General features: G+C 62.3%; 28 protein-coding genes, 1 tRNA gene and 1 pseudogene. 18 read left to right on the top strand and 12 right to left on the bottom strand.

Annotated elements, in window-relative coordinates; all coding sequences use genetic code 11:
- The first annotated feature begins 237 nt into the window (after nt 1-237).
- Nucleotides 238-519 (top strand): hypothetical protein, encoded by a 282-nt coding sequence (locus LGQ10_RS01225; RefSeq protein WP_058434299.1) that lies wholly within the window; start codon nt 238-240, stop codon nt 517-519.
- An 11-nt stretch (nt 520-530) separates the two neighbouring features.
- Here LGQ10_RS01225 and LGQ10_RS01220 read toward each other — a convergent pair whose 3' ends face one another.
- The 4 genes from LGQ10_RS01220 to LGQ10_RS01205 form a co-directional block, all read right to left on the bottom strand.
- On the bottom strand, nt 531-761 hold the full coding sequence (locus LGQ10_RS01220; protein ID WP_058434300.1) for a hypothetical protein: 231 nt from the start codon (nt 759-761) through the stop codon (nt 531-533).
- A 70-nt stretch (nt 762-831) separates the two neighbouring features.
- Nucleotides 832-1,683, bottom strand: coding sequence for a c-type cytochrome (locus tag LGQ10_RS01215; RefSeq protein ID WP_226526070.1), 852 nt, complete (start codon nt 1,681-1,683; stop codon nt 832-834).
- 65 nt (nt 1,684-1,748) lie between these two features.
- On the bottom strand, nt 1,749-2,399 hold the full coding sequence (locus tag LGQ10_RS01210; protein ID WP_226524402.1) for a c-type cytochrome: 651 nt from the start codon (nt 2,397-2,399) through the stop codon (nt 1,749-1,751).
- A 386-nt stretch (nt 2,400-2,785) separates the two neighbouring features.
- A complete protein-coding gene (locus tag LGQ10_RS01205) occupies nt 2,786-3,139 on the bottom strand; it encodes a hypothetical protein (protein WP_058434303.1) in 354 nt (117 codons plus the stop codon).
- A gap of 208 nt (nt 3,140-3,347) precedes the next feature.
- On the opposite strand from LGQ10_RS01205, the gene LGQ10_RS01200 reads away from it, so the two are divergent.
- From LGQ10_RS01200 to ada, 5 genes are all read left to right on the top strand, one after another.
- Complete coding sequence (locus tag LGQ10_RS01200) at nt 3,348-3,650, top strand: DUF1883 domain-containing protein (RefSeq protein ID WP_058434304.1); 303 nt, start codon at nt 3,348-3,350, stop codon at nt 3,648-3,650.
- A gap of 40 nt (nt 3,651-3,690) precedes the next feature.
- Complete coding sequence (locus LGQ10_RS01195; protein ID WP_226524401.1) at nt 3,691-3,858, top strand: hypothetical protein; 168 nt, start codon at nt 3,691-3,693, stop codon at nt 3,856-3,858.
- A gap of 89 nt (nt 3,859-3,947) precedes the next feature.
- Nucleotides 3,948-4,664, top strand: a complete 717-nt coding sequence (locus LGQ10_RS01190; protein WP_226524400.1) for a 2OG-Fe(II) oxygenase — start codon at nt 3,948-3,950, stop codon at nt 4,662-4,664.
- Nucleotides 4,654-5,388 carry a DNA oxidative demethylase AlkB gene (alkB, locus tag LGQ10_RS01185; protein ID WP_058437303.1) on the top strand — a complete coding sequence of 245 codons (735 nt, stop codon included), beginning with the start codon at nt 4,654-4,656 and terminating at the stop codon, nt 5,386-5,388. The genes LGQ10_RS01190 and alkB overlap by 11 nt, the downstream gene beginning before the upstream one ends.
- A gap of 31 nt (nt 5,389-5,419) precedes the next feature.
- Entirely contained in the window at nt 5,420-6,493 is a 1,074-nt protein-coding gene (ada, locus tag LGQ10_RS01180) for a bifunctional DNA-binding transcriptional regulator/O6-methylguanine-DNA methyltransferase Ada (RefSeq protein ID WP_058437302.1), read from the top strand.
- On the opposite strand, the gene LGQ10_RS01175 is transcribed toward ada, so the two are convergent.
- Nucleotides 6,457-6,945 (bottom strand): GyrI-like domain-containing protein, encoded by a 489-nt coding sequence (locus LGQ10_RS01175; protein ID WP_058437301.1) that lies wholly within the window; start codon nt 6,943-6,945, stop codon nt 6,457-6,459. The two genes, ada and LGQ10_RS01175, sit on opposite strands and share 37 nt — an antisense overlap.
- A 199-nt stretch (nt 6,946-7,144) precedes the next feature.
- On the opposite strand from LGQ10_RS01175, the gene LGQ10_RS01170 reads away from it, so the two are divergent.
- From LGQ10_RS01170 to LGQ10_RS01140, 7 genes are all read left to right on the top strand, one after another.
- Nucleotides 7,145-8,209 (top strand): NAD(P)H-dependent flavin oxidoreductase, encoded by a 1,065-nt coding sequence (locus LGQ10_RS01170; RefSeq protein WP_226524399.1) that lies wholly within the window; start codon nt 7,145-7,147, stop codon nt 8,207-8,209.
- Nucleotides 8,210-8,387: 178 nt separating this feature from the next.
- The gene (gene modA / locus LGQ10_RS01165; RefSeq protein ID WP_058433655.1) at nt 8,388-9,155 is read left to right on the top strand and encodes a molybdate ABC transporter substrate-binding protein; all 768 of its coding nucleotides are present in this window, start codon (nt 8,388-8,390) and stop codon (nt 9,153-9,155) included.
- Nucleotides 9,156-9,836, top strand: a complete 681-nt coding sequence (modB, locus tag LGQ10_RS01160; protein WP_226524398.1) for a molybdate ABC transporter permease subunit — start codon at nt 9,156-9,158, stop codon at nt 9,834-9,836.
- Between the two features lie 4 nt (nt 9,837-9,840).
- A complete protein-coding gene (modC, locus tag LGQ10_RS01155) occupies nt 9,841-10,923 on the top strand; it encodes a molybdenum ABC transporter ATP-binding protein (protein ID WP_058433229.1) in 1,083 nt (360 codons plus the stop codon).
- Between the two features lie 80 nt (nt 10,924-11,003).
- A complete protein-coding gene (locus tag LGQ10_RS01150; protein WP_226524397.1) occupies nt 11,004-12,029 on the top strand; it encodes a DNA topoisomerase IB in 1,026 nt (341 codons plus the stop codon).
- Between the two features lie 187 nt (nt 12,030-12,216).
- A complete protein-coding gene (locus tag LGQ10_RS01145; RefSeq protein WP_226524396.1) occupies nt 12,217-13,857 on the top strand; it encodes an ABC-F family ATP-binding cassette domain-containing protein in 1,641 nt (546 codons plus the stop codon).
- An 84-nt stretch (nt 13,858-13,941) separates the two neighbouring features.
- Nucleotides 13,942-14,334, top strand: a complete 393-nt coding sequence (locus LGQ10_RS01140; RefSeq protein ID WP_226524395.1) for a VOC family protein — start codon at nt 13,942-13,944, stop codon at nt 14,332-14,334.
- A 10-nt stretch (nt 14,335-14,344) separates the two neighbouring features.
- Here LGQ10_RS01140 and LGQ10_RS01135 read toward each other — a convergent pair whose 3' ends face one another.
- The 5 genes from LGQ10_RS01135 to LGQ10_RS01115 form a co-directional block, all read right to left on the bottom strand.
- Nucleotides 14,345-14,665, bottom strand: coding sequence for a YbjQ family protein (locus LGQ10_RS01135; RefSeq protein ID WP_058434762.1), 321 nt, complete (start codon nt 14,663-14,665; stop codon nt 14,345-14,347).
- A gap of 299 nt (nt 14,666-14,964) precedes the next feature.
- Nucleotides 14,965-15,123: a hypothetical protein gene (locus tag LGQ10_RS01130; protein WP_226524394.1), complete on the bottom strand. Its 159-nt coding sequence runs from the start codon at nt 15,121-15,123 to the stop codon at nt 14,965-14,967.
- A 225-nt stretch (nt 15,124-15,348) separates the two neighbouring features.
- On the bottom strand, nt 15,349-15,741 hold the full coding sequence (locus tag LGQ10_RS01125; protein ID WP_226524393.1) for an MliC family protein: 393 nt from the start codon (nt 15,739-15,741) through the stop codon (nt 15,349-15,351).
- 80 nt (nt 15,742-15,821) lie between these two features.
- Nucleotides 15,822-16,616: an APH(3') family aminoglycoside O-phosphotransferase gene (locus tag LGQ10_RS01120; RefSeq protein ID WP_226524392.1), complete on the bottom strand. Its 795-nt coding sequence runs from the start codon at nt 16,614-16,616 to the stop codon at nt 15,822-15,824.
- A complete protein-coding gene (locus tag LGQ10_RS01115; protein ID WP_226524391.1) occupies nt 16,609-17,232 on the bottom strand; it encodes a GNAT family N-acetyltransferase in 624 nt (207 codons plus the stop codon). Before LGQ10_RS01115 ends, LGQ10_RS01120 begins: the two co-directional genes overlap by 8 nt.
- Before the next feature lie 189 nt (nt 17,233-17,421).
- Between LGQ10_RS01115 and LGQ10_RS01110 the strand changes: the two genes are divergently transcribed.
- The 4 genes from LGQ10_RS01110 to LGQ10_RS01095 all read left to right on the top strand — a co-directional run bounded on the left by LGQ10_RS01110 (nt 17,422) and on the right by LGQ10_RS01095 (nt 19,883).
- Nucleotides 17,422-18,357, top strand: coding sequence for a hypothetical protein (locus LGQ10_RS01110; RefSeq protein ID WP_226524390.1), 936 nt, complete (start codon nt 17,422-17,424; stop codon nt 18,355-18,357).
- Nucleotides 18,358-18,552: 195 nt separating this feature from the next.
- A tRNA-Leu gene (locus tag LGQ10_RS01105) sits at nt 18,553-18,639 on the top strand.
- Between the two features lie 274 nt (nt 18,640-18,913).
- The gene (locus tag LGQ10_RS01100) at nt 18,914-19,240 is read left to right on the top strand and encodes a DUF2388 domain-containing protein (protein ID WP_226524389.1); all 327 of its coding nucleotides are present in this window, start codon (nt 18,914-18,916) and stop codon (nt 19,238-19,240) included.
- A gap of 229 nt (nt 19,241-19,469) precedes the next feature.
- Entirely contained in the window at nt 19,470-19,883 is a 414-nt protein-coding gene (locus tag LGQ10_RS01095) for a hypothetical protein (RefSeq protein ID WP_226524388.1), read from the top strand.
- A gap of 199 nt (nt 19,884-20,082) precedes the next feature.
- Here the strand turns inward: LGQ10_RS01095 and LGQ10_RS01090 are convergent.
- Nucleotides 20,083-20,208: pseudogene (locus LGQ10_RS01090) on the bottom strand (asparagine synthase-related protein); the annotation flags it as partial.
- A gap of 162 nt (nt 20,209-20,370) precedes the next feature.
- A complete protein-coding gene (locus LGQ10_RS01085) occupies nt 20,371-20,634 on the bottom strand; it encodes a DUF1652 domain-containing protein (protein ID WP_058434769.1) in 264 nt (87 codons plus the stop codon).
- Nucleotides 20,635-20,991: 357 nt separating this feature from the next.
- Here LGQ10_RS01085 and LGQ10_RS01080 point away from each other — a divergent pair, with 357 nt between their 5' ends.
- Complete coding sequence (locus tag LGQ10_RS01080) at nt 20,992-21,480, top strand: AAA family ATPase (RefSeq protein WP_058434770.1); 489 nt, start codon at nt 20,992-20,994, stop codon at nt 21,478-21,480.
- Nucleotides 21,481-22,372 lie beyond the last annotated feature (892 nt).

Genomic DNA, 22,372 nt, shown 5'->3' with positions numbered 1-22,372 from the left:
AGAAGGATATCGGGCAGCCCTTCGCTTAACGCGTTTGCTCCATGTTCAGGCCTTCTCTCTGCATCCAGTGATGGCACCCGGCAAGAGGTCTGAACCGACCTCTCACCCCCGCATTGCATGCCTTTCCAAGCGTTTCCGAGGGACAACCAGAGGCGCAACTGTGCCCCTGTACCCTTGTGGCCAATAGCTATAGCATCGCCATCAACCTCTCCCCTCTCCAAGACGACGAAATCCCTCATGAACAGACTGTTTGCGATCTGCGCGGTACTGGCCCTCGGCGGCTGTGCCACGGCCTCCGACACTTACCTGGCCAATGGCGAACAGGCCTTGAGCATAGACTGCTCCGGGGAAGCCGGATCCTGGACCAGCTGTTATGAAAAGGCCGAGGCCTCCTGTGCGGGAACCGGCTATCGGATTGTCAGCACCAAAGGCACCCCGGCTCTCAGTGCAGACGACAAGACCCTGGGAGCCGACGTGGGCAACTACAAAAGCCGCAGCGTAGTGGTGGTTTGCAAGTAGCGGAGCACTTGCTACATGTGGATCTCGGCAAACTTGATCCCCAGGCCGCGGAGGGTGTCGATCACGTCATCGAGACGAGCGAAGGACTCGACCTCATCGCTGTCATCCACCAGGAAGTAGCTGCGCCCGGCGCTTTTCTTGAAAAACACGATCCACTCCCCGGAATTGGCCGGGTTCTGGATCACATGGGTGGCAGAGATCAAGCCCTCTGCATGCTTTTCCCTGACGTGTTCCCGCTTCATGCCTTCTCCCAAAAAAGACGATGCCGCCAAGGCGGGAGCCCGGGCGGCATCGTTGACGATGGACAATAGTTTATCGGATACCTTGGCCGATCAGCACGCCATCCACCGTCTGCCCGTACAGATTCACTCCATCATTGGCGTGAAACTTGACGCGGGTCTTCTCGATCGAGCCATCCACCAGGCGCGGATCCTGGGGCCGCTCGTGACTGTTGACGAAGGCCGCGACGTCCCACGCCTGCTCGTCGCTCAAGCTGCCACCCTTGCCAAGGGGCATGTTGTGCTTGATGAAGGAGGCCGCGGTATTGATCCGATGCATCCCCGCTCCCCAGTTGTAGGAGTCCTTGCCCCAGAGTGGCGGCATGACGTAGTCCGCACCGGCCTTCTGTCCCTGGCCCTGCTCCCCGTGACAGACCGCACATTGCGCCTGGTACACCGCAGCGCCGCGCTTGAGGTCATAGCCCTTGGCCGGCTGTGCCACATCAGGGTAGCCACGCCCTGGCAGCTCCACCCCCAAGGGCGCCTTGCTCGCCAACCAGTAGGCATACACCGACAGCGCAGTGATTTGCGGACTGTCCGCTGCCGGAGGCTTGCCGCCGTTCATGCTGAACTGGAAACAGCCCTGCAAGCGTTCGGCAAAGGTGTTGACCTTGTCGTTTTTCTTGCGATAAGCGGGGTACATCGGATAAGCGCCCCACAGCGGGGCTGAGTTGGCCAGGCGCCCCTGGTCGAGGTGGCAGTTGCTGCAATTGAGGCCGTTGCCCACATATTGCGGCGCCAGGCGCTTGGTATCGACGAACAGCGCATACCCCTCGCGCACCAGCTTGCCGTAGGCGTTGTCTGGCAGTTCGCTCTCGGCAGGCGGCTGGAAATACTCGGCGTGAGCAGCCGCACTCGGCGCCTGGATCTGCGACTGGTCTTCCATGGCAATGCCGGCCGCTTGCACCTGGCTCGCCAGCGCCGTCAGCAACGCCCCTGCAATCAATGGCTTCATGGGCGTGTCTCCTTCTGGCTCAGACTGGCGAAGTAGTCCGCCACTGCGGTCACTTCTTCGGCGCTCAGGGATTTGGCGATATGCCCCATCAGGTCATTGGGGTCATTGTGCCGTGTACCTTCACGCCAGGCGTTCAACTGCGCCACCAGATAAGTGGCAGGCTGTCCGGCCAGCGGCGGAAATGCCTGGCCGACCCCCACCCCGCCAGGGCCGTGACAACTGACGCACTCGGGCACCTGCCGATCCCAGGCGCCTCGCAAGGCCAGGCGCTCACCAACACCAACGGCCGACTGGCTGCGACTGGCCGGGAGGGTTTTCGGAACAGGCATGGCGGCCAGCGTGGCGGTCACCGCGGTGATTTCGTCTTCGGTCAGTGCCTTGGCCAGCGGCTGCATGACCGGACTGGTGCGAGCACCACTGCGAAAATCATGCAGCTGCTTGCTCAGATAACCTGCCGGCAGCCCGGCAAGGCGTGGGAAACCGGCGGGCGCCAAGCCCATCCCGTCCGCGCCATGACAGGCCAGGCAGGCTGCCGCTCCCGGCTGGGAACCGCCCTGGGTGAAGACTTTCTGCCCGTCCACGGCATGGGCAGATTGCACAAAAAGCAGCATCAGGCCACTCAATAGCATTCGATCCAGTGGGATCATATGAACTCCATTATTCTAGTTATATGCTTAGACTTACTTGATATAAGCAGACGAATAGTAGGTCAATAGATCCACACCGACAACGCCCAATTGCCCGCCAACACTGGAATACTCGGGGCCTGGGGCCATTTCTGCAGCCAATAAAAAACCCCGCCAGTGCCCCTAATGCCGATCAGTTAAGGAAATTGTAGGAGCGAGGCTTGCCCGCGATGGACTTCAGAGCGCTGTGTTTATCCAGTGAACACGCGCTAACGTTACCGACCATCGCGAGCAATCGAGCGTCGACCGGCTGCTCCTACGGTGATCACCTTGCTTAACTGACAGGCATTAGCCAGTGCCCCTACCAATTAGATGCAGGACACCGCGCAGGCTTGTCGCCAACTTTTTCAGCCGGAGATGCAGCGCTCCCCGGCCTTGAGCACATCCTGGGGACGCAATGGATTGTTGGACATCTGCTCGTGCAGCTTGATGCTGCTACCACCGGAACGTTCGTCGATATAGAAGATGGCCGCCGGTGCCGATGACAAGCTTTGCGGGATGATCACCCGGTATCCCCCGGCCTTGTTCGGCTCGAGCTGCAAGGCACCACGGCTGTCGGCCAGCCTGGCGGCCAGGCACTTGGCGTAATCCTCGGGCTTCTTGCCGGAAATCACGTTCAAGGTCGGTGGCGTCTGGTTGATATCCGAGACGGTGGAACAACCACCGATTGCCAATGCCAGTACCCACACCCACCGCTTCATAGAAAATCTCCAGTAAAGTCCCTCCGACACTCAGTTCGCCGTTTTTCTCCGGAGGCCCGGCTTTATCGCCGATAAAAATCCAAATAACTGTTTTAAATTGTCAAAGCTCGACGGCGAGGCCGAATAATAAACCCTTGGGCCTGATAAACTGCAGCACCGCCCACGCAAACGTTTTTGCTTTAGCCGCAATTGGCTTTCTGGAGTCCCGATGAAATTCATCCACCAGCGCGAGCACCTGAACGAAGACGACATCGTCGTCATCGAGTGCTCCCAGGCCTGCAACATCCGCCTGATGAACGACGCTAACTTTCGCAGTTTCAAGAACGGCGGCCGACATACCTACCACGGTGGCGCTTTCGACAAGTTCCCGGCGAAGATCGTCGCACCCAGTACTGGCTTCTGGAACATCACCATCGACACCGTCAGCCGCCGTGCCATCAGCGTGACCCGCAAGCCGAACCTGACCCACTCGATTCGCATCGTCCGCCGCTCCACCTCGAAACTGCGCTAGGTTGCGCGCGCCCTCCTCCTTGCGACAAACAGGTAGCCCCGTGTCCAAGACCACCAAGTACGTCATCAAATACAAGCTCAACGGCGAGCGCCGCTTCGAATTCGCCCAACTCGAGAGCGGCACGGCACAAGAAGCCCTGGCCGCGTTGCAGGCCTTGCACGGCCAGGCCGACGTGATCAGCGAAGTCAGTGTGAGCAAGGCCTTGTAACCGGATTCAAGCGCAAGTAGCGGAGTGCCCGCCATGCTGACGGGCCGCAGACTGACTGGAATCCGTTCCCTGCCCAGGATACCCGTGTCATGACCACTCCCTCTCTGCCACAACGCCTGCAAGAACTGGACTGGGCCTGTATCGAGCAGGCCCTCGACCAGGACGGTTGTGCCCGCCTTGATGGCCTGCTGAGCGTCGATGAGTGCCAGGCCCTGGCCCGGCTCTACCCACAGGACGAGTTGTTCCGTTCCCGCGTGCTGATGGCCCGCCATGGTTTCGGCCTGGGCCAGTACCAGTATTTTCGTTATCCGCTGCCCGAGCTCGTCGCCCGGTTGCGCCACCAGCTATACCCGCGCCTGGTGGCGATCGCCAACCGCTGGAACCAGACCATGGACATCGACATCCGCTACCCCGAGCAGCACACCGACTTTCTCGAGCGCTGCCATGGCGCCGGCCAGGAACGGCCCACCCCCCTGTTGCTGCAATACGGGGCCGGGGACTACAACTGCCTGCACCAGGACCTCTACGGTGAGCATGTATTTCCCTTGCAGGCCGTCTTCCTGCTGTCGCAGCCCGAGATGGACTTCACCGGCGGCGAACTGGTGCTCACCGAACAGCGCCCACGCATGCAATCGCGGCCGCAGGTCGTTGGCCTGAAGCAAGGTGATGGGTTGCTGTTCGCCGTGCATCATCGGCCGGTAAAAGGCTCCCGCGGCCATTACCGAGTGACCATGCGCCACGGCGTCAGCCGTGTCCACAGTGGCCAGCGCCATACCCTCGGAGTGATTTTCCACGATGCACTGTAGTGATGAAGCCCCGGCCAGCCTCGGACTGTTCAGCGAGGAGCAACTGCAACAGCCAGCGCGTACCGAGCGGCTAGGCCCACAATCGCGAGCGCTGCATGGGTTCGCCCTGCCCTGGATCGAACGCCTGCTGCCGGCGCTGGAGCAGGTGCTGGCCGAGGCGCCCTTTCGGCACATGCTCACCCCGGGCGGCTTCACCATGTCGGTAGGGCTGAGCAGTTGCGGGCACCTGGGCTGGACCACCGACCGCAGCGGCTATCGCTACAGCCCGATCGATCCGCAGAGCGGCCGTCCCTGGCCGGCCATGCCCGAGGTATTCCGGCAACTGGCCGAGGCCGCGGCAGACGCTGCAGGTTTCGCCGGATTCGCCCCCGACTCGTGCCTGATCAATTGCTATCGCCCCGGAGCGAAGATGTCCCTGCACCAGGACAAGAACGAGCGCGACTACAGCGCGCCCATCGTGTCCCTGTCCCTGGGCTTGCCGGCAGTATTCCTGTTCGGCGGCCCGCAACGCAGCGACAGGAGCCTGCGAATCCCGTTGCTGCACGGCGACGTGGTGGTCTGGGGTGGCGTGGATCGCTTGCGCTATCACGGGGTCCTGCCAGTCAAGGACGGGGCCCACCCCCTGCTTGGCCGGCAACGCATCAACCTGACGTTTCGCCAGGCCGGAGCGCCCGCGGAGTTTGACCGCAAGCGCCGGAGTGCCGATCAGGCGGCAGGCGGGTAATCTGGCAACCATCTCCCGTCGAGTACCGACCATGAATGCTCCGTCGCGCAAACAGTGTATTGAACAGGACCCTCGCTGGCAGGCTGTGCTCAAGCGCGACGCCAGCGCCGATCAAGACTTCGTGTATGCCGTCAGGACCACCGGCGTGTATTGCCGGCCCAGCAGCCTGTCGCGCCTGCCGAAGGCGGAAAACGTCGAGTTCTTCGACAATGCCGAGCAAGCCGAGGCCGCAGGTTATCGCCCGAGCAAGCGCCAGGCCGGCGACCAGACCCAGCTCGCGGCGCACCACGGCGCGCTGGTGGCTGCCGCCTGCCGGCAGATCGAGAACGCCGAGTCGCCTCCCAGCCTGGAGCAGCTGGCACAGCAGGCTGGGATGAGCAGCTACCACTTCCACCGGGTATTCAAGGCGGTCACCGGCTTGACCCCACGGGGCTATGCCAATGCGCAGCGCTCGCGCAAGGTCCGTTCGCATTTGCAGCAGGGTCAATCAGTGACCGATGCGCTGTACGACGCCGGCTTCAATTCCAACAGCCGCTTCTACGAGGCTGCGGACCAGGTCCTGGGCATGAAGCCCAGCGACTATCGTGCAGGTGGCTCCAACCGCGATATCCGCTTCGCCGTGGGCCAGTGCTCGCTGGGAGCGATCCTGGTGGCCCAAAGCGAGCGCGGGGTCTGCGCCATTCTCCTGGGAGACGATCCCGAGCGGTTGGTGCAGGAACTGCAGGACAAATTTCCCCGGGCCAACCTGATCGGCGCCGACCAGCAGTTCGAGCAACTGGTGGCCCAGGTGGTGGGTTTCATCGAGGAGCCGGCCATCGGCCTGAACCTGCCCCTGGACCTGCGCGGCACGGCTTTCCAGGAGCGGGTCTGGCAGGCCCTGAGGACCATCCCGGCCGGCAGCACCGCCAGTTATTCCGAGATTGCCCAGCGCATCGGTGCCCCGCGTTCGTACCGGGCAGTGGCCCAGGCTTGTGGTGCCAACAGCCTGGCGGTGGCGATTCCCTGCCACCGCGTGGTGCGCAGCGACGGCGACCTCTCGGGCTATCGCTGGGGCGTGGAACGCAAGCGTCAGTTGCTGGAACGAGAAAGCTCGCCCGAGGCATGAACGCCGATATAGATCGCCACCGCGTCGACGCTGGCATAGACCTCGAAATCGGTGGCATAGGCGCGACGCACCTGGGGATTGTCCTGGAAATAGGCCCAGATGAATCCCCAGGCCTGGATCACGCACTCCGGCATCTCCCCCTTGGCGCTGAACACCAGGTAATCCCCACCCTGGATTTCCACCGTCGGGTATTCAGCGCAGGCACCCTCCAGCGCCACGCCGGCGGTCACATCAAAGTGTCCCGAGGCATCGGATTCGTAGTTGGAATAGACCCCGTAAACGAATGAGTCCGTCTGCCGGGGCGCGATCTTGTCGAACAGGTTTTCAACGTAGAAACGCTGCCACATCGGGCCAATCCGGGCCGTATCAGCCTGTTGCTCCAGGGTGTTGAGGGTACGCACCTGCAATCCCGCCACACTGAAGGGCTGTACGTGGCGCAGCTTTACATCCATGGTCGACCTTCCTTAATGATGCGATGGGTGAAAAAAACCGCCGCAGTCTAGCGCCTGAAGGCGGCCGCGTGTCACCTCGCCGCGCCGTTCTGCCGCACCTGCGTGCCTGCCAGGCAAAACTCAGCTGGCCTCAGGCCGTTGTCTCCTGTTAAAAAACGCCGCAGCATCGTCTGAATCCGCCGCTGGAGAACCACTTCAAATGAGCCCATGGACCGATACTCGCCTGCTGGACCTGCTGGGAATCGCACTGCCGATCATTCAAGCCCCCATGGCCGGACCTGCCGGTTCAGCCATGGTCATTGGCGCTTCCCGGGCAGGAGCCCTCGGTTCGCTGCCCTGCGCCATGCTCAGCCCCGAGCAGATCCGCCAGGAAGTGCAGGTGATTCGTTCGGCCACCCGCACTCCGCTGAACCTCAACTTCTTCTGCCACCCGGTGCAAGCCATCGATAGCGAGCGGGAAATCCGCTGGAAGAACGCCCTCGAGCCTTACTACCGCGAACTGGGCATCGACTTCGATGCCCCCACGCCGGTCAGTGACCGTGCCCCCTTCGATGAAACCAGCTGCCAGTTGGTGGAGGAACTGCGACCGGAAGTGGTGAGCTTCCACTTCGGCCTGCCGCAGCCAGCGCTGCTGGAACGGGTCAAGGCCACCGGCGCGAAGATCCTGTCTTCGGCCAGCACGGTCGACGAGGCCCTGTGGCTGGAGGCCCGCGGTTGCGATGCGATCATCGCCATGGGGTACGAAGCCGGTGGGCACCGGGCGATCTTCCTCAGTGACAACCTCGACACACAGGTGGGCACCATGGCCCTGGTGCCGCAGGTCGTCGATGCCGTGAAAGTGCCGGTGATAGCCGCCGGAGGCATCGGTGATGCCCGGGGGATCGTCGCGGCACTGGCCCTGGGGGCGTGCGCCGTGCAGATTGGCACCGCCTACCTGTTCACCCCGGAAGCCAAGATCAGCGCCGCCCACCACAAGGCCCTGCGCACCGCCAAGGAAAGCCAGACCGCAGTGACCAACCTGTTCACCGGACGCCCCGCGCGGGGTATCGTCAACCGCATCATGCGTGAAATCGGCCCGATCAGCCCCCTGGCTCCAGCCTTCCCGCGAGCCGGTGGCGCGTTGCTGCCGCTGCGGGCCAAGGACGAATCGGAATTCGCCAACCTCTGGGCCGGACAAGCCTTGCGTCTGGGCCTGGAGTTGCCCACCTACGAACTGACCCTGCGCCTGGCCGAACAGGCCCTGGCGCGCCTGCGCAGGTCCTGAGCCAACCGCGCGGTGCCTCTTGCCGCAGCCACCGCCTACTGCGGCAAGAGGCACAGTTCCGTTCGTCGACAATTCGCTATATATTTCGCTACATAGCGAGTTCTCCTCGCCTTGGTGCAGCCCTTCTCTTCCTGTTTCCCGCTGCCCAACGCTTCTCTTCCCCCAATGGAGCTGTTCGATGAACCTTCGCGCCTCAGGTTTTGCCCCGACTTGCCTCGCCACCCTGCTTGCCCTGTTCGCCTTCGGTTCGGCCCAGGCCGCTGAAGTCCAGGTAGCGGTCGCTGCCAACTTCACCGCGCCGATCCAGGCCATCGCCACGGATTTCGAGAAAGACACCGGGCACAAGCTGGTCGCGGCCTATGGCGCCACCGGCCAGTTCTACACCCAGATCAAGAACGGCGCTCCGTTCGAGGTATTCCTGTCGGCCGACGACAGCACCCCGCAAAAGCTCGAGAGCGAAGGTGACATCGTCAAGGGGTCACGCTTCACCTATGCCGTCGGTACCCTGGCCCTGTGGTCCGCCAAGGAAGGTTACGTCGATAGCAAAGGGCAGGTACTCAAGGACAACCAGTACCAGCACCTGTCCATCGCCAATCCCAAGGCAGCTCCCTACGGCCTGGCTGCCACCCAGGTCCTGGCCAAGCTGGGCCTGGCCGACCAGGTCAAGGGCAAGATCGTCGAGGGGCAGAACATCACCCAGGCCTATCAATTCGTTTCCACCGGCAACGCCGAACTGGGTTTCGTCGCCCTGTCGCAGATCTACAAGGACGGCAAGGTCACCGGCGGCTCTGCGTGGATCGTACCGGGCGACATGCATGACCCGATCAAGCAGGATGCAGTGATCCTCAACAAGGGCAAGGACAACCCCGCGGCCAAGGCCCTGGTGGACTACCTCAAGGGCCCCAAGGCCGCGGCGATCATCAAGTCCTATGGCTACCAGCTGTAAATGAACCTCTCGAGTGCCGATTTCTCCGCGATCTGGCTGACCCTGAAACTGGCGTCCCTGACCACCCTGATCCTGCTGGTCGTCGGCACTCCGATTGCCCTGTGGCTATCGCGCACCCACTCCTGGCTGCGCGGCCCAATCGGCGCCGTGGTGGCCCTGCCCCTGGTGCTGCCGCCCACGGTCATCGGTTTCTACCTGCTGCTGGCCCTGGGACCCAACGGGTTCTTCGGCCAGCTCACCCAATCCCTCGGGCTGGGCACCCTGACCTTCAGCTTCAGTGGCCTGGTGCTGGGCTCGGTGATCTACTCCATGCCTTTCGTGGTGCAACCCTTGCAGAACGCTTTCTCGGCCATCGGCAGCCGCCCCCTGGAAGTGGCCGCGACCTTGCGCGCCAACCCCTGGGATACCTTTTTCACGGTGATCCTGCCTCTAGCCCGCCCAGGCTTCATCACCGCCTCGATCCTGGGTTTTGCCCACACCGTTGGCGAGTTCGGCGTGGTGCTGATGATCGGTGGCAACATTCCCGAGAAGACCCGGGTGGTCTCGGTGCAGATCTACGATCACGTCGAGGCCATGGAGTACGCCCAGGCCCACTGGCTGGCCGGGGCCATGCTGGTATTCTCGTTCCTGGTCCTGCTGGCGCTGTATTCGAGCCGCAAGACCAGAGCCGGTTGGAGCTGATTCCATGAGCATCCAACTCCAGTTGCAACTGGACTACCGCGATTTCGTCCTGGACCTGGACCTGCAATTGCCGGGACGCGGCGTGACCGCACTCTTTGGCCACTCAGGCTCGGGCAAGACCACTTGCCTGCGCTGCATCGCCGGCCTGGAAAAGGCCGGGCGCGGGCGCATCCAGATCAACGATGAACTCTGGCAGGACAGCCAGCGCAAACTGTTCGTCCCGCCCCACAAGCGCTCCCTGGGCTACGTCTTCCAGGAGGCCAGCCTGTTTCCCCACCTGTCGGTGCAAGCCAACCTGGAGTTCGGCCTGCGGCGTATCCCCAAGCAGCAGCGCCGGGTCGACATGACCCACGCCACCGAGCTCCTGGGCATCGGGCATTTGCTGCAACGTCACCCGCAGCACCTGTCGGGTGGCGAACGCCAGCGCGTCGGCATCGCCCGGGCCCTGCTCACCAGCCCAAGGCTGCTGCTGATGGACGAACCCCTGGCGGCCCTGGACGCCAAGCGCAAGGGTGAAATCCTGCCCTACCTGGAACGCCTGCATGACGAACTGGACATCCCGGTGCTCTACGTCAGCCACTCCCAGGATGAAGTCGCGCGCCTGGCCGACCATATCGTCCTGCTCAGTGAAGGCCGGGCCCTGGCCAGCGGCCCCGTCGGCACCACCCTGGCCCGCCTGGACCTGCCACTGGCCCTGGGCGACGATGCCGGCGTGGTGGTGCAGGGCCAGGTCAGCGCCTATGACCCGGACTATCAGCTGCTGAGCCTGCGCCTGCCCGGCAGCGACCTTCTGGTGCGCGTGGCCCATGAACCCGTCGCCCCAGGCAGGAGCGTGCGCTTCAAGGTCCAGGCCCGCGATGTCAGCCTGAGCCTGCAGGCCAGCGAGCACAGCAGCATCCTCAATCGCCTGCCGGTCACCGTCAGCGAGGAAATTCCGGCCGACAATGCCGCCCATGTACTGGTACGCCTGGACGCCATGGGCACCCCCTTGCTCGCGCGCATTACCCGCTATTCCCGGGACCAGCTCGGCCTGCACCCCGGCCAATCACTCTGGGCCCAGATCAAGGCGGTGGCGGTCCTGGCATAGGGGGCGCAGAAAACCGGCACCCCGGCGCGACGGCGCGGTCCACTCTCTATCGTCCCGCCGCTCGCCCAGGATCTGCTGCCATGTCCGATACTCCGGCCACCCCCGACCTGCCCCCTGACCTGCACTACACCGATGACCGCCAGCCCGGGATCAGCCGACGCAAGCTGCGGGGCAAGTTCGCCTACTACGATGCCCAGGGCCAGCGCATCGCCGATGCCGCTGAAATCCAGCGCATCAACGCTCTGGCGATCCCCCCGGCTTATGTCCAGGTATGGATCTGCGCCGATCCCAGAGGCCATCTGCAGGCGACCGGGCGCGACGCCAGGGGCCGCAAGCAGTACCGTTATCACCCACGCTGGCGCGAGGTCCGCGACAGCGACAAGTACTCCCGGCTGTTGCAGTTCGGCCAGGCCCTGCCCCGCCTACGCAAGCAATTGCAGGCGCAACTGGCAGCGCCGGGGTTCAGTCGCGAGAAAGTCCTGGCCACGATCATCACCTTGCTGGATGAAAGCCTGATCCGGGTCGGCAACAGCCAGTACGCCCGGGACAATCGCTCCTATGGCCTGACCACCCTGCGCAACCGCCATGTGCAGGTCAACGGCAATGCCATTCACTTCCAGTTTCGCGGCAAGAGCGGCATCGAACACCAGATCACGGTCAGGGACCCGCGCCTGGCCCGAGTGGTCAAGCGCTGCCGGGAACTGCCCGGGCAGCAACTGTTCCAGTACCTGGATGAAGACGGCCAGCGTCACTCGGTGAGCTCCTCGGACATCAATCTCCATCTGCAGCAACTGACCGGTGCAACATTCACCGCCAAGGACTACCGCACCTGGGCCGGCAGTGCGCTGGCCCTGGCGCTGCTGCGTCGCCAGCCCTGGCAGCCGGAAACCGAAGCCAGGAAGCACCTGGTGGACACCATCAAGCAGGTGGCCCGCGAACTGGGCAATACACCGGCGGTCTGCCGCAAGTGCTACATCCACCCGGCGCTGCTGGAGCACTTTGCCCTGGGGGCACTGGCACGCTTGCCACGATCGCGCAAACGCCTGTGGTTGAAGGCCGAGGAAGCCGCCCTGGCCCGTTTTCTCCAGGATCTGTCCCAACCCTGAGCAGTTGGCCTGAATACAAAGTCGGTACATTCTGGCGCTTGCCAGGCAAATTATTCCGGCATTAGTCTACGCACCTTCTTTCCCGTCCCAGGACGATTGCCGACGTGAACCACTAAGCCTTCCAAAAATGTATCCGCGACGAGCCCAGGCGCTCGTTGGCCTGTCTCCACATTTTCCGGAGGTGCTGATGACTCACGTCACCCGGCTGCCCGTGCTGGTTTCACTGAACCAGCTGACTTACCAGTTCGCCAATGGCGAAACCCTGCTCGACGCCCTGAACCTGACATTCGATCGCCAGCCCACGGCTGTCGTCGGACGCAACGGCATGGGCAAGTCCCTGCTGCTGCGCTTGATTGCCGGCGAGCTGCAACCCACTTCCGGCAGCATCCAGCGCAACGCCCGCCTGGCCTATGTCCCTCAGGATCCACGACCGACACCGCAACAGAGCGTCGCCCAGATGGCGGGGCTCGCCGAGGCCCTGGGTGCCCTGGCGCGACTGGCAGCGGGCACCGCCCGCCTGGAGGACCTGCAGCAAGTGGACGAACGCTGGGACCTGGCCGAGCGCCTGCGCCAAGCCCTGGATGATGCCGGCCTGCAGGAGGTCGAGCCGGACGATCCGGCATCGATCCTGAGCGGCGGGCAGTTGGCCAGGGTGGTGCTGATCGGTGCCCTGCTCAGTGGTGCCGACCTGTTATTGCTCGACGAACCCAGCAACCACCTGGACCGCGACGGGCGCCGCTGGCTCACCGAGCAACTGCGGCAATGGCGTGGCGGGCTGATCCTGGTCAGCCACGACCGCCAATTGCTGATGCAGGTGCAGCGCATCGTCGAACTCACGCCCCTGGGGGTACAGGTCTACGGCGGCAACTACGAGCTGTTCCAGGCCCAGCGTGAGGCTCACCTGGAGGCTGCCCAGGCTGCCCTGGAGCATGCCCGGACCCAGCGCGGTCGCGAGCAGAAGCGCTTGCAACGCGAGCACGACACCATCCAGCGCCATGCCGCGGCATCGCGTCGTTACGCCAAGACCGCCAATGTCTCCGGCTTCGAGCGGGCCAAGATCCTCGGCGCCGCCAGGGACATCATGGGCAAGGTGCGCCACGCCCATCAGGGCCACAAGGACACGCTCGACGATCAGGTCCGCGAGGCCTTCGCCCGGGTCGGCACGGAACAGCCGACGCTGTTGACCCTGCCCTCCACCACTCTGCAGGCCGGCCAGGCCGTGTTCAACCTGCAACAGGCCCGGTTGCCCTGGCTGGACCGCGACGCGCCATCGTCCTATGTGACCTGTAACGTCAGCGGGCCGGCACGCATCGCCCTGGTCGGCCCCAACGGCTGTGGCAAGTCCACCTTGCTGAAGATGCTTGCCGGCCAGTTGCAGCCCCTGGGCGGCGAGTGCCGGGTGGCGGTGGCCAGCGCCTACCTGGACCAGCACCTGGCCCAACTGGACCCCGGGCGCTCGCTGCTGGAACAGCTGCACAGCGCCGATACGCCCCTGGAAGAAAGTGCCGTGCGCACGCGCCTGGCACGCTTGCAACTGGATGCCCAGCGGGTGCTGCAACCCTGCGCGCTGCTCAGTGGTGGAGAGCGCCTGAAGGCAGCCCTGGCGCTGGCCTTGTGGGGAGGCAGACCGGCACGCCTGCTGCTGCTCGACGAGCCCACCAACCACCTGGACCTGGAATCCGTGCAAGCCTTCGAACAGGCCCTGCGGGACTTTCCCGGGGCCATGGTCGTCGCCTCCCATGACCAGGACTTTCTCCAGGCGCTGGCCGCCACCCATACCCTGCGATGGTCGGCCCGTGGCTGGCAGCTCGAGGAGTTCCATCCATGATTGCGGGCCTTGCAGGCGGGGGCTCGCCAGGCAACTTCGTGCTAGATTCGCCACTTCTCATTCAGCGACAGGGAGCGTCAGCCCATGCAGTTCGGTTACACCATCATCTATGTACCCAATGTGGAAGCATCCTTGCGGTTCTTCGAACAGGCCTTCGGTTTCAAGCGCCGCTTCCTTCATGAGTCCGGCACCTACGGTGAACTGGATACCGGCAGCACCGCCCTGGCCTTTGCCGACCACCAGTTGGCGCAGATGAACTTCAAGGACGGGCACATCGCCGCGCACAGCTCGCCACAACCGCTGGGCATGGAGTTGGGACTGGTTACCGAGGACGTCCAAGGGGCCCACACCAGGGCGCTGGAACATGGCGCCCGGGAACTGGCCGCCCCCGCGACCAAGCCCTGGGGGCAGACCGTGTCCTATGTGCGTTGTCCGGATGGCACGCTGGTGGAGTTGTGTACCCCGATCGGGGCTTGAGCAACGAAGGCTACTTGAGCTTGACCGCCGTGCCAGTGGCGAAGACCACCACCATGCCGCCGCGTCCTGAAGGCATGCTGATCTCGAAGTCCAGGCCGACCACCGCATCGGCATCGAGCCTGCGGGCACGATCCTTGATCTCGTCGGTAGCCTGGACCCGGGCCTCCCTCAAGGCGCGCTCCAAGGTCTGGGACCGTCCACCGAAGAAATCGCGCATGCCGGCGAACAGGTCGCGCACCACGTTGATGCCCTGGACAGACTCGGAGCTGACGATATCCAGGTAGGCGGCAATCTGGCGGCCTTCGATCTGGGCGGTGGTGGTGACAATCATGGGTTTCTCCCTTGGACAGACAACCCGTCCCGATACCCCGGGACGGCAACGCCGGCGATGGTACCAGAGCGGGCAACAGGCACCACCAACGACAGCCCCGCTCGGTGGCGCAATGCCGATCAGTCAAGGAAATGGTAGGAGCGAGGCTTGCCCGCATGGATTTCAGAGCGCTGCGTTTATCCAGCCAATACGCGCTACCGTTAACGACCATCGCGAGCAATCGAGCGTCGACCGGCTGCTCCTACAGAGGATCACCTCGCTTGACTGACTGGCATTACGCTCGGTGGCGGGGCTTTGGCTCATGGCCTCAAGGGGCGTTCTTCATCCAGTTCCGACAGGCTCTTGCCGTCATCCGGATGCTTCCAGGTCTGCGGTGGCGGCTCCTGATGCTCGACTTCGAGTTCCTCCGTTTTATCGCTGCGCTCATGCTCGCTGGGGCGTTGCTGTTGCAGTGCCATGCCCACCTCTCTTCCTGAAGGGGATTTTTGATTTACCCCTTGAGGTTAGAACAGATCCACCTGCGGCTCGTCGGGTGCCGACCAAATACGCAACCGGGGCCTGGATGAAACTTCTTTCATCCAGGCCCCGGTTGCGCCTCGGTATAGTCGCCCTGCTCATTCAAGCAACTAAGGTATTGGCCCGCGCGCTCCCGCGGGCCCTTTTTTTGCCGCCAGGAATGGGCGTTATTGAGGATCCAGTTCCTTGCAGTCCTTGAGCAGGATTTGCTCCTTGGCCGTGTGATCGGCCTCCAGGAACGACAGCACGGCGCCCTTGCCCTTGGTGTGCCAACGGAAGCTGTTCTGCTCGTCGTCCGCCACATACAGGGCCCCCGAGGCCGAGCGCGCGATGTGCATCGGGATCAGTTGCTCCTTGTAATACAGGGTCGCGAAGGACGCGCCATTGTCGATGTTCAGGTACGCCGCATCGATGCGTACCTTGCCTTCGCACTGGTAGCGCGCCACCTGGCTCTGGTAGGAGGGTTGCTCGACCTGAGCCTGTGGCTGTGCGGCGTGCGCCAGCACCGGCAGGCTCAGGGCCAGGACAGCGGCGCAGAGCGGTGCGAGACGGTTGTTCATGGTGTTTCCCCCTGGACGGATAAAGACGCCCCATGGGACTGGCAGGGGCATTTTTAGTTCAGCCAGGCCGTTGCCGCGCCCTAGAAAAGCTCATCGAGTTGTTCGAAGTATTCGCGCCTGGCGGGCTGGTCGGGAAAAGCCAGATCGCGCACGAACTGATCGGCGATCTCCAGGCCGATCTGTTCGCGCAAGTCGCGATGGACGAACGCGATGTCCAGCCAGCGATCAGCCAGGCCGCCACGCCCGAGATCGATGAAATGCAACTCATCGCGTCCGTCGACGAAGATATTGCTGTCTCCCAGGTCGCCATGGGAAAACAGCCGTTCCTCGCTGGGCCAGGTAGCCTGCAAACGGCCCCGCAGATCTTCAGCCGTGCTCAGCCCCGGCCATTGCCCCAGGTCATGTTCGGCAGCACACAGCCCGTTTGCCAGCAGGTAGTCGAGCTCCGCAAGACGCGCCGCAATCCCCGAATCGAACGGACAGTCCTGCTCCGGCACTGCCTGTACTTGCCGCAAGGCCAGCTGGAACAATTCCAGGGCCAACCGTGGCTCGCCGAGCCGCTCTGACAGCGGCGCTCCCGGCACGCGGCGGGTGATCATGAACTCATGTTTCCGGTCCTGCGCCACCAACACCAGCTCGGGCACGTTCAGCCGCCCGGCCAGCCACTCCAGGACCCGGGCCTCGCGCAGCACGCTGTAGGTGGTAGACGCGAGAATGGCGGGCGATGACTTGAGGAAAAAAACTTCGCCGGCGCGCCGAAAACTGTAGACCTGACAGGGCGACTCGCCAACCGTGTCGCGCACCAGGGGCTCCTCGCCAATGAAGCGGGCGATGCTGGCTGGCAGCTTCATCGACAGGCCACGCCACTCATTCATGGCACACCGGGTGCGAGGACGGCGCCGCGGACTCGACCCGGTCATGGGGCATCCGCTCCAGATAGTCCGAGAGATCGGCCGGAACCAGCGCCTTGACCATGATCAGTACGCGGTGGCGCAGCCGCCCCAACTCGATATCGTCGCGGGTGCGCACCAGGACGTAACCACAGCCTCTCCAGAAACCCTGGGCCCGCAGGTTGTCCTGCACCACCACCAGCCGCAGCCAGCACGCGCCTTGCCAGCCAGCCCAGGTTTCGAGTTCTCGATGCAGTTGTCGAGCGACGCCACTGCCCTGGCGGGTACTGTCCACCATGAACAAGCCGATGTGCCATACCCCCGCTGCCAGCAGGTCACTGACGACACTGGCAAACGCCACCAGCTCACCGCGACCGTCGAAAAAACCGATCTTCCATTTGCGCGTAAAACTCCAGCCAGCGGGCAAGGTGTCCAGGATCTCGCTGCGGGCTTCGTCCGGCTGAGGCTCACAGCCATGCACCACCTGGAAGTAATCCGGATTGGCGATGAAAAACCGCTGCAATACGGGCTCATCAGCCAGGGCCATTTCCCTGGCGGTCAGGGCCATCGATGCTACCTGGGGCAATACGGTTTGCGACATGTTCTGGCTCCGTCCCGAACGTTCAAGGCATGGTTTCAGGGGGGCGATCCTAGCCTGCAGCGAAAGCCTGGCAACAGGCATTATTTGTTGTAAAACTGTGCTGGCGCCCCTCGATGACTTCGTCCCGGTTTGTCATCGTTCGACCGTCATGTAAGCCCCGCCGTCCTCTTTCACTTGTGGATTCGCTCGATGTCCAACCCTCTGTCTTCCCCAGGTTACCTGCGCCTGCTGGCGCTGCAGCAACGCATTCACCAGTTCACCCGGGCCCAGGCCGCCGATCGGGACGACGACCCCGATGACCTCAGCGCGCCACTGTGGGTCGACGACTACAACTACCTGGCCCTGGCGCCCATCCGTGGTGGCTTGCACGTGGAGTTTCATGGTGAACTGTGGGACGACCCTTTCGCCTGGACCCTGGCGTGCCTGGCCGAGCAGCCCGTGGCCAATGCCATCAGCTCGTTGCGGTTCTCCGGCCCCGACACAGGGGCCAACGGCACCCGCGAATGGGAGTTCACCCCGCTGCTGGACAGTGCCGTGACCTTTGGCCAGCTCAGGTCACTGGCGATCAGCCCCACCGAACCCCAGCACCACAACATCTCGCTGGTACAGAAGGCCGGCACCATCATGGAGGAAGCCGGAGAAATCGCCCGCTTCGTCGCCAAGGCGCCCTACCTCAGTGAACTGATCCTGCCCAATGCTCCCGACGCGAGCGTGTTCCAGGTCGACTTGCCGCACCTGGAGCTGCTGCACATAGGCGCCGGCTGCGACACCCAGGGATTCGTCGACAACCTGGCGGCCTCAAGCAACCTTCCAAGGCTGCGCACCCTCGACTTCAGCGAGTCCACCGAGCTCCAGCACACCTGGTCCCATCAACGCCAGGACGACGCGGTCACCTCCTTTGCCAGTTATGAAAAACTGTTCGCCAGCCCGGCCTTCGATTCACTGAAGGTTCTGCGCCTGCGCAACACCTGCCTGAGCCTTGCGCAACTGCAGGCCTTGCAGCAGATCCGACCCAATTTGCAGTTCATGGTGATCCAGGCAACGGGCGGCGGCTACGTGAAAAATTTTGCGCGGCAGGTGTTCCCCTGGCACCACCTGGTGCAATCGGACCCGGGGCAACGCTGAGGTGATTCCTGCTCAGATCACCCGTAGCCCCATGATTTAACGTGAATTTTTCTTTGGATGTGGAACCGCAAGGCTGGTTTTTTTGGCGGTTTCGACCTTGCTTCACGGGGAGTGGATGTATATATTCCACACCCTGTTTCAAGCACTGGACGACTAAATGCCAATTCAGGTCCAGTGTCGTGTTATCGCGCTACCGCCCGAATGGCGAAACTGGTAGACGCATGGGACTTAAAATCCCCCGCTCGTAAGGGCGTGCCGGTTCGATTCCGGCTTCGGGCACCATATAAATCAAGGGCTTGCATGATTTCTTCATGCAGGCCCTTGTCGTTTTTGTTCCGCAATTCTCATACCTGTTCCGCAATTCTCATTTCTCCGGCGTCCTGCCGACCGCACATCAAGCTCCCGAACGAGGTGATCCTCTGTAGGAGCACGCGAGGTTCGTCAACTGTCGCGCGTGTTGACTGGATAAACGCCGCGCTCTGAAGTCCATCGCGGGCAAGCGTCCTGCTTTGCTATGGTAGCGCCCCTCAAACAGACAGCAGGGAAGCGGTTAGGAATGGATTCGTGGAAAGCGCTGGCCATGGCGCTCTTGGCGTCGCTCAGTGCTCAAGTAGTGGCCTATGAGATCGACGACCCGGTGGAAAGAACTCTGGTCGTCACGACACTGGCTCCGAGCTTCCTGATCGCTGGAACCACAGGGCTCACTTCACTCGCCTCAAATGGCTTTAAATCTGCCAAGACTGATGCTCTTGCTTTCATAGGTTCAGATGGAGAGATCCGTGGGGCTCAATTCGAGCAAGCTGTTCGCTACTATCACTCGGCCTATGCTCAGCCGTATGTGACCGATAAGCAGCTGGCCCTGGCAATCGCGGCTTCCTTCTGACGCCCCGGCACAAACGTGGACTTGAGGCGTGGTCCGATGAATGGAATTGGGAGGGTTTCACCCTTGACGACTACCCGGCGATTTACCGCAAGGTCAGCTCCAGACAGCCCTGTGCGGGTGAAAGTCAGGTGAACACAATCACGATGCGTTCATGGCTTCGCTGCAGTGCAACACATGCCGAACATCAAGGATGTCCGGCGAAGTGCAAATCAGCTGGTGGGACTGTCAAATGAAGCCTTCCATCCTCACGCTCATCACACTTTATTGCCTCGGAACCTGCTCAGCGTTCGCCGATGGCCCGCAGGTGACAAATGACAAGCGCGGGCCGGCCGGCATCGCCGTTGCAGAGCCTTGGGTCACGGCCAGGACCAAACTGCTCGAACACGGTTGGAAGCCGACACGGATGCACGGCACCGATGGTTATGAATACAGTGGCGTGGAGCGGGTGCTGGCTGCGCACCGGTATTTCGAGGTCGATACCTGCTCTGTCGATAGTTCGCGCTGCATCCTGTTCTACTCAAGAAAAGGCGCTTGCCTACGAGTCGATACCATCGGCGAGCAACTCAATGACATGACGGTTACGCGATGGACTCATGAGTGTCCTGACGCACCTGGAAGACCAGGCAAGGATGGCGCAGGATAACCACGACAAAGATGTCCTGTTGATCACTCGGCCCGTTTGGACAACCCACCCGCTGGCTTTTCCAACAGATCAGGCATCAGAGACCATCGCCAGGGCAATCACCAGGCTGGCCGACAGCATCGCCCCCTTGACCCGACCACACCCGGCGTTTCGGCGCCAATGATCACATCCACTCCGATCACGCTGTTCAGCAACTGGTGGACTGGGGCATCGGGGTTCTTGATCCGCGCTGTACGATGGACTCGGGCAACAGGCCCCTGGCGGCGGCGCGCAGGATGCTCTTCTCGCGGCCATCGAAGGTCTTCATTTCCCAGGGGATGTTGAAAAGGACTCCGTTGCGGAGCGCAATCAGGCGGGAGGAGTTCGCCCAGTACAGATGACCTCGCCATCCATGAACCGGTAAAGAGCCACAGATACTGGGCGAACGGCTAAACGCTATGCCGTTGCCATTGGATGTTCAACTGTCAACAATGATCGGTCTTACGAATCAGCCACCATAGCTGCTGAAACCGCCGGCAAAGGCTCGGCGCCCGGCCCTGAGCTCGGTGCGCAATTCGCCGATCAGGTTGGAGATATCCCGCACGCTGGTGAGTTGCGCAGTGGACACGCCCGGGAGCAGCAAATCCACCCGGCCGGACGCTGCATCGTAGATCTTGATGGTCAGCGACCCGCTGGGATTGAGGCTGCAAGCGCAGGAAAGCGGAAGAAAACCGGATTCCAATATGCGACAGAGCTCGTGGGTAGAGAGCATGGCATCCTAGCCTGTATGGGATTTCGGGAATTTTTCCCATTGAGCATAGGCAAACATTGTTCTTGTGCATCGCAAAGAACACACAGCAATGATAGATGCGTCACAGTTCCTGAAAGTAGGGGGCCGTGAGGCTATCTGTTGCTCCCGTCCCCTCGGACACCTTGGCAATGACCCTTGGTTTTTTGCCCCAAGCTGTATAAGTTCGCTCCATGGACCGACCGCTTCAATCTCGCCATCGCGCAATCATTACCCCCCTCGACCAGAGGGTGGGCTAGCGGCTGTCCAAACCGCAATCAACCCGCCTCGAAGGCGGGGTTCATCACCGCTCTCGCGAGGCCTCACGCAAGGAGACGCAGCATGAATCCCCCACCTACCGCAGTCCTGCATCTGTTGTGCGGCAAGATCGCTTCAGGCAAATCGACACTCGCCCGGCAACTGGCACAGGCGCCCGGCTGCGTACTGATCTGCGAGGACCAGTGGCTGGCGCAGTTGTATCCGCAAATGATCCATTCGATCGCCGACTACCTGCTCCATGCCCGACGCTTGGGCGAAACCCTGGGGCCGCTGGTGGTGGCCATGCTGCAGGCGGGCACCAGCGTGGTGCTGGATTTTCCCGCCAATACGCTGGCCCAACGCGCCTGGTTGCGCAGCCTGGCGGACCAGGCGCAAGTGCCCCACCGCCTGCATTGGCTGAACGTTAACGAGGATATCTGCCGCGATAGATTGCACGTGCGCAATAACCAGGGCGAGCACCCCTTCACCACCAGCGACGAACAGTTCGAACTGATCTGCAGTCACTTCGTACCGCCCCAAACGGATGAGCAGTTGAACATCGTCGAGGCCTGAACCCGCAAGGGCTCGCAGCGACTGCAACGGTCGCTGCGGCGGCCCTCCCCACCTCGAGCCTCAGCGGGGAGGACCGAAACGCCTGACATAGTGCTCCTCCAGATAGCGGCACTCGCCTGCGAGCAAAGGGCGATCCACACCAGAACGCCTCGCGTGCAGGCTCTGTCGTCGGCAGTGAAGAATGACTTCCTGAGCCCGAGCATGCTCCCTGTCGGTTTCGATGTTGAAGCGCACGATGCATTCCCACGACCACGGCGATGCCCAGCAGGGGCGATGACAGGATAATCCAGCGACTCTCGGCCCCGACGGAGGATTCAAAAGAGTGTGCGCTGAAAAAAGAAATGGCCTGGTCAAATTTCAGGCAAAAAAAAGCCCAAGTAGCTGATGGACACTTGGGACTAAAAATGCATAAACCGTGGTGGTGAACGCGGAACTATAGTAACGGGTTGGTACATTCTGTAACAAGTATTTTTTTGAAAAAAAAGGTAAATAAAAGCACTGAACCAATTAAATATCCACAATTTTTTTAAGTCATTGGATTTCAAAGGTAAATTTCTTCCAGGCTTGCCATCCCTTCTTCCACCCATGCGCCGTCACGCCGGCAGCCCTGTAACCCGTTAAACGAAAGTGAGCTGAAAATTCACACAATCGCAACAGACAGGCACCTGGAGCGCCCTTACATTGCCGGCACCCGCCTGAACGGAACGTGTTGGCATGAACGATTTTCTCGATACCCTGCCCCTGCTGCTCTGCCTGACCACCTTCGCCTGGTGCTGCTGGGGCTAGTCCCTGGAAACCCCGGCAGGCAGCCTCCCACCTGCACTCCTCCCAACTGACCAGCCCCATCATTTGATGACAAGCGAAGGCTCGCGCCTCGTCCGGCCCGATGTCG

This window comes from Pseudomonas sp. L5B5 (assembly GCF_020520285.1).
Lineage (GTDB): Bacteria > Pseudomonadota > Gammaproteobacteria > Pseudomonadales > Pseudomonadaceae > Aquipseudomonas.
Note: the sequence above shows the minus strand (reverse complement) of the source record. Positions and strands in the feature narration are given on the sequence as shown.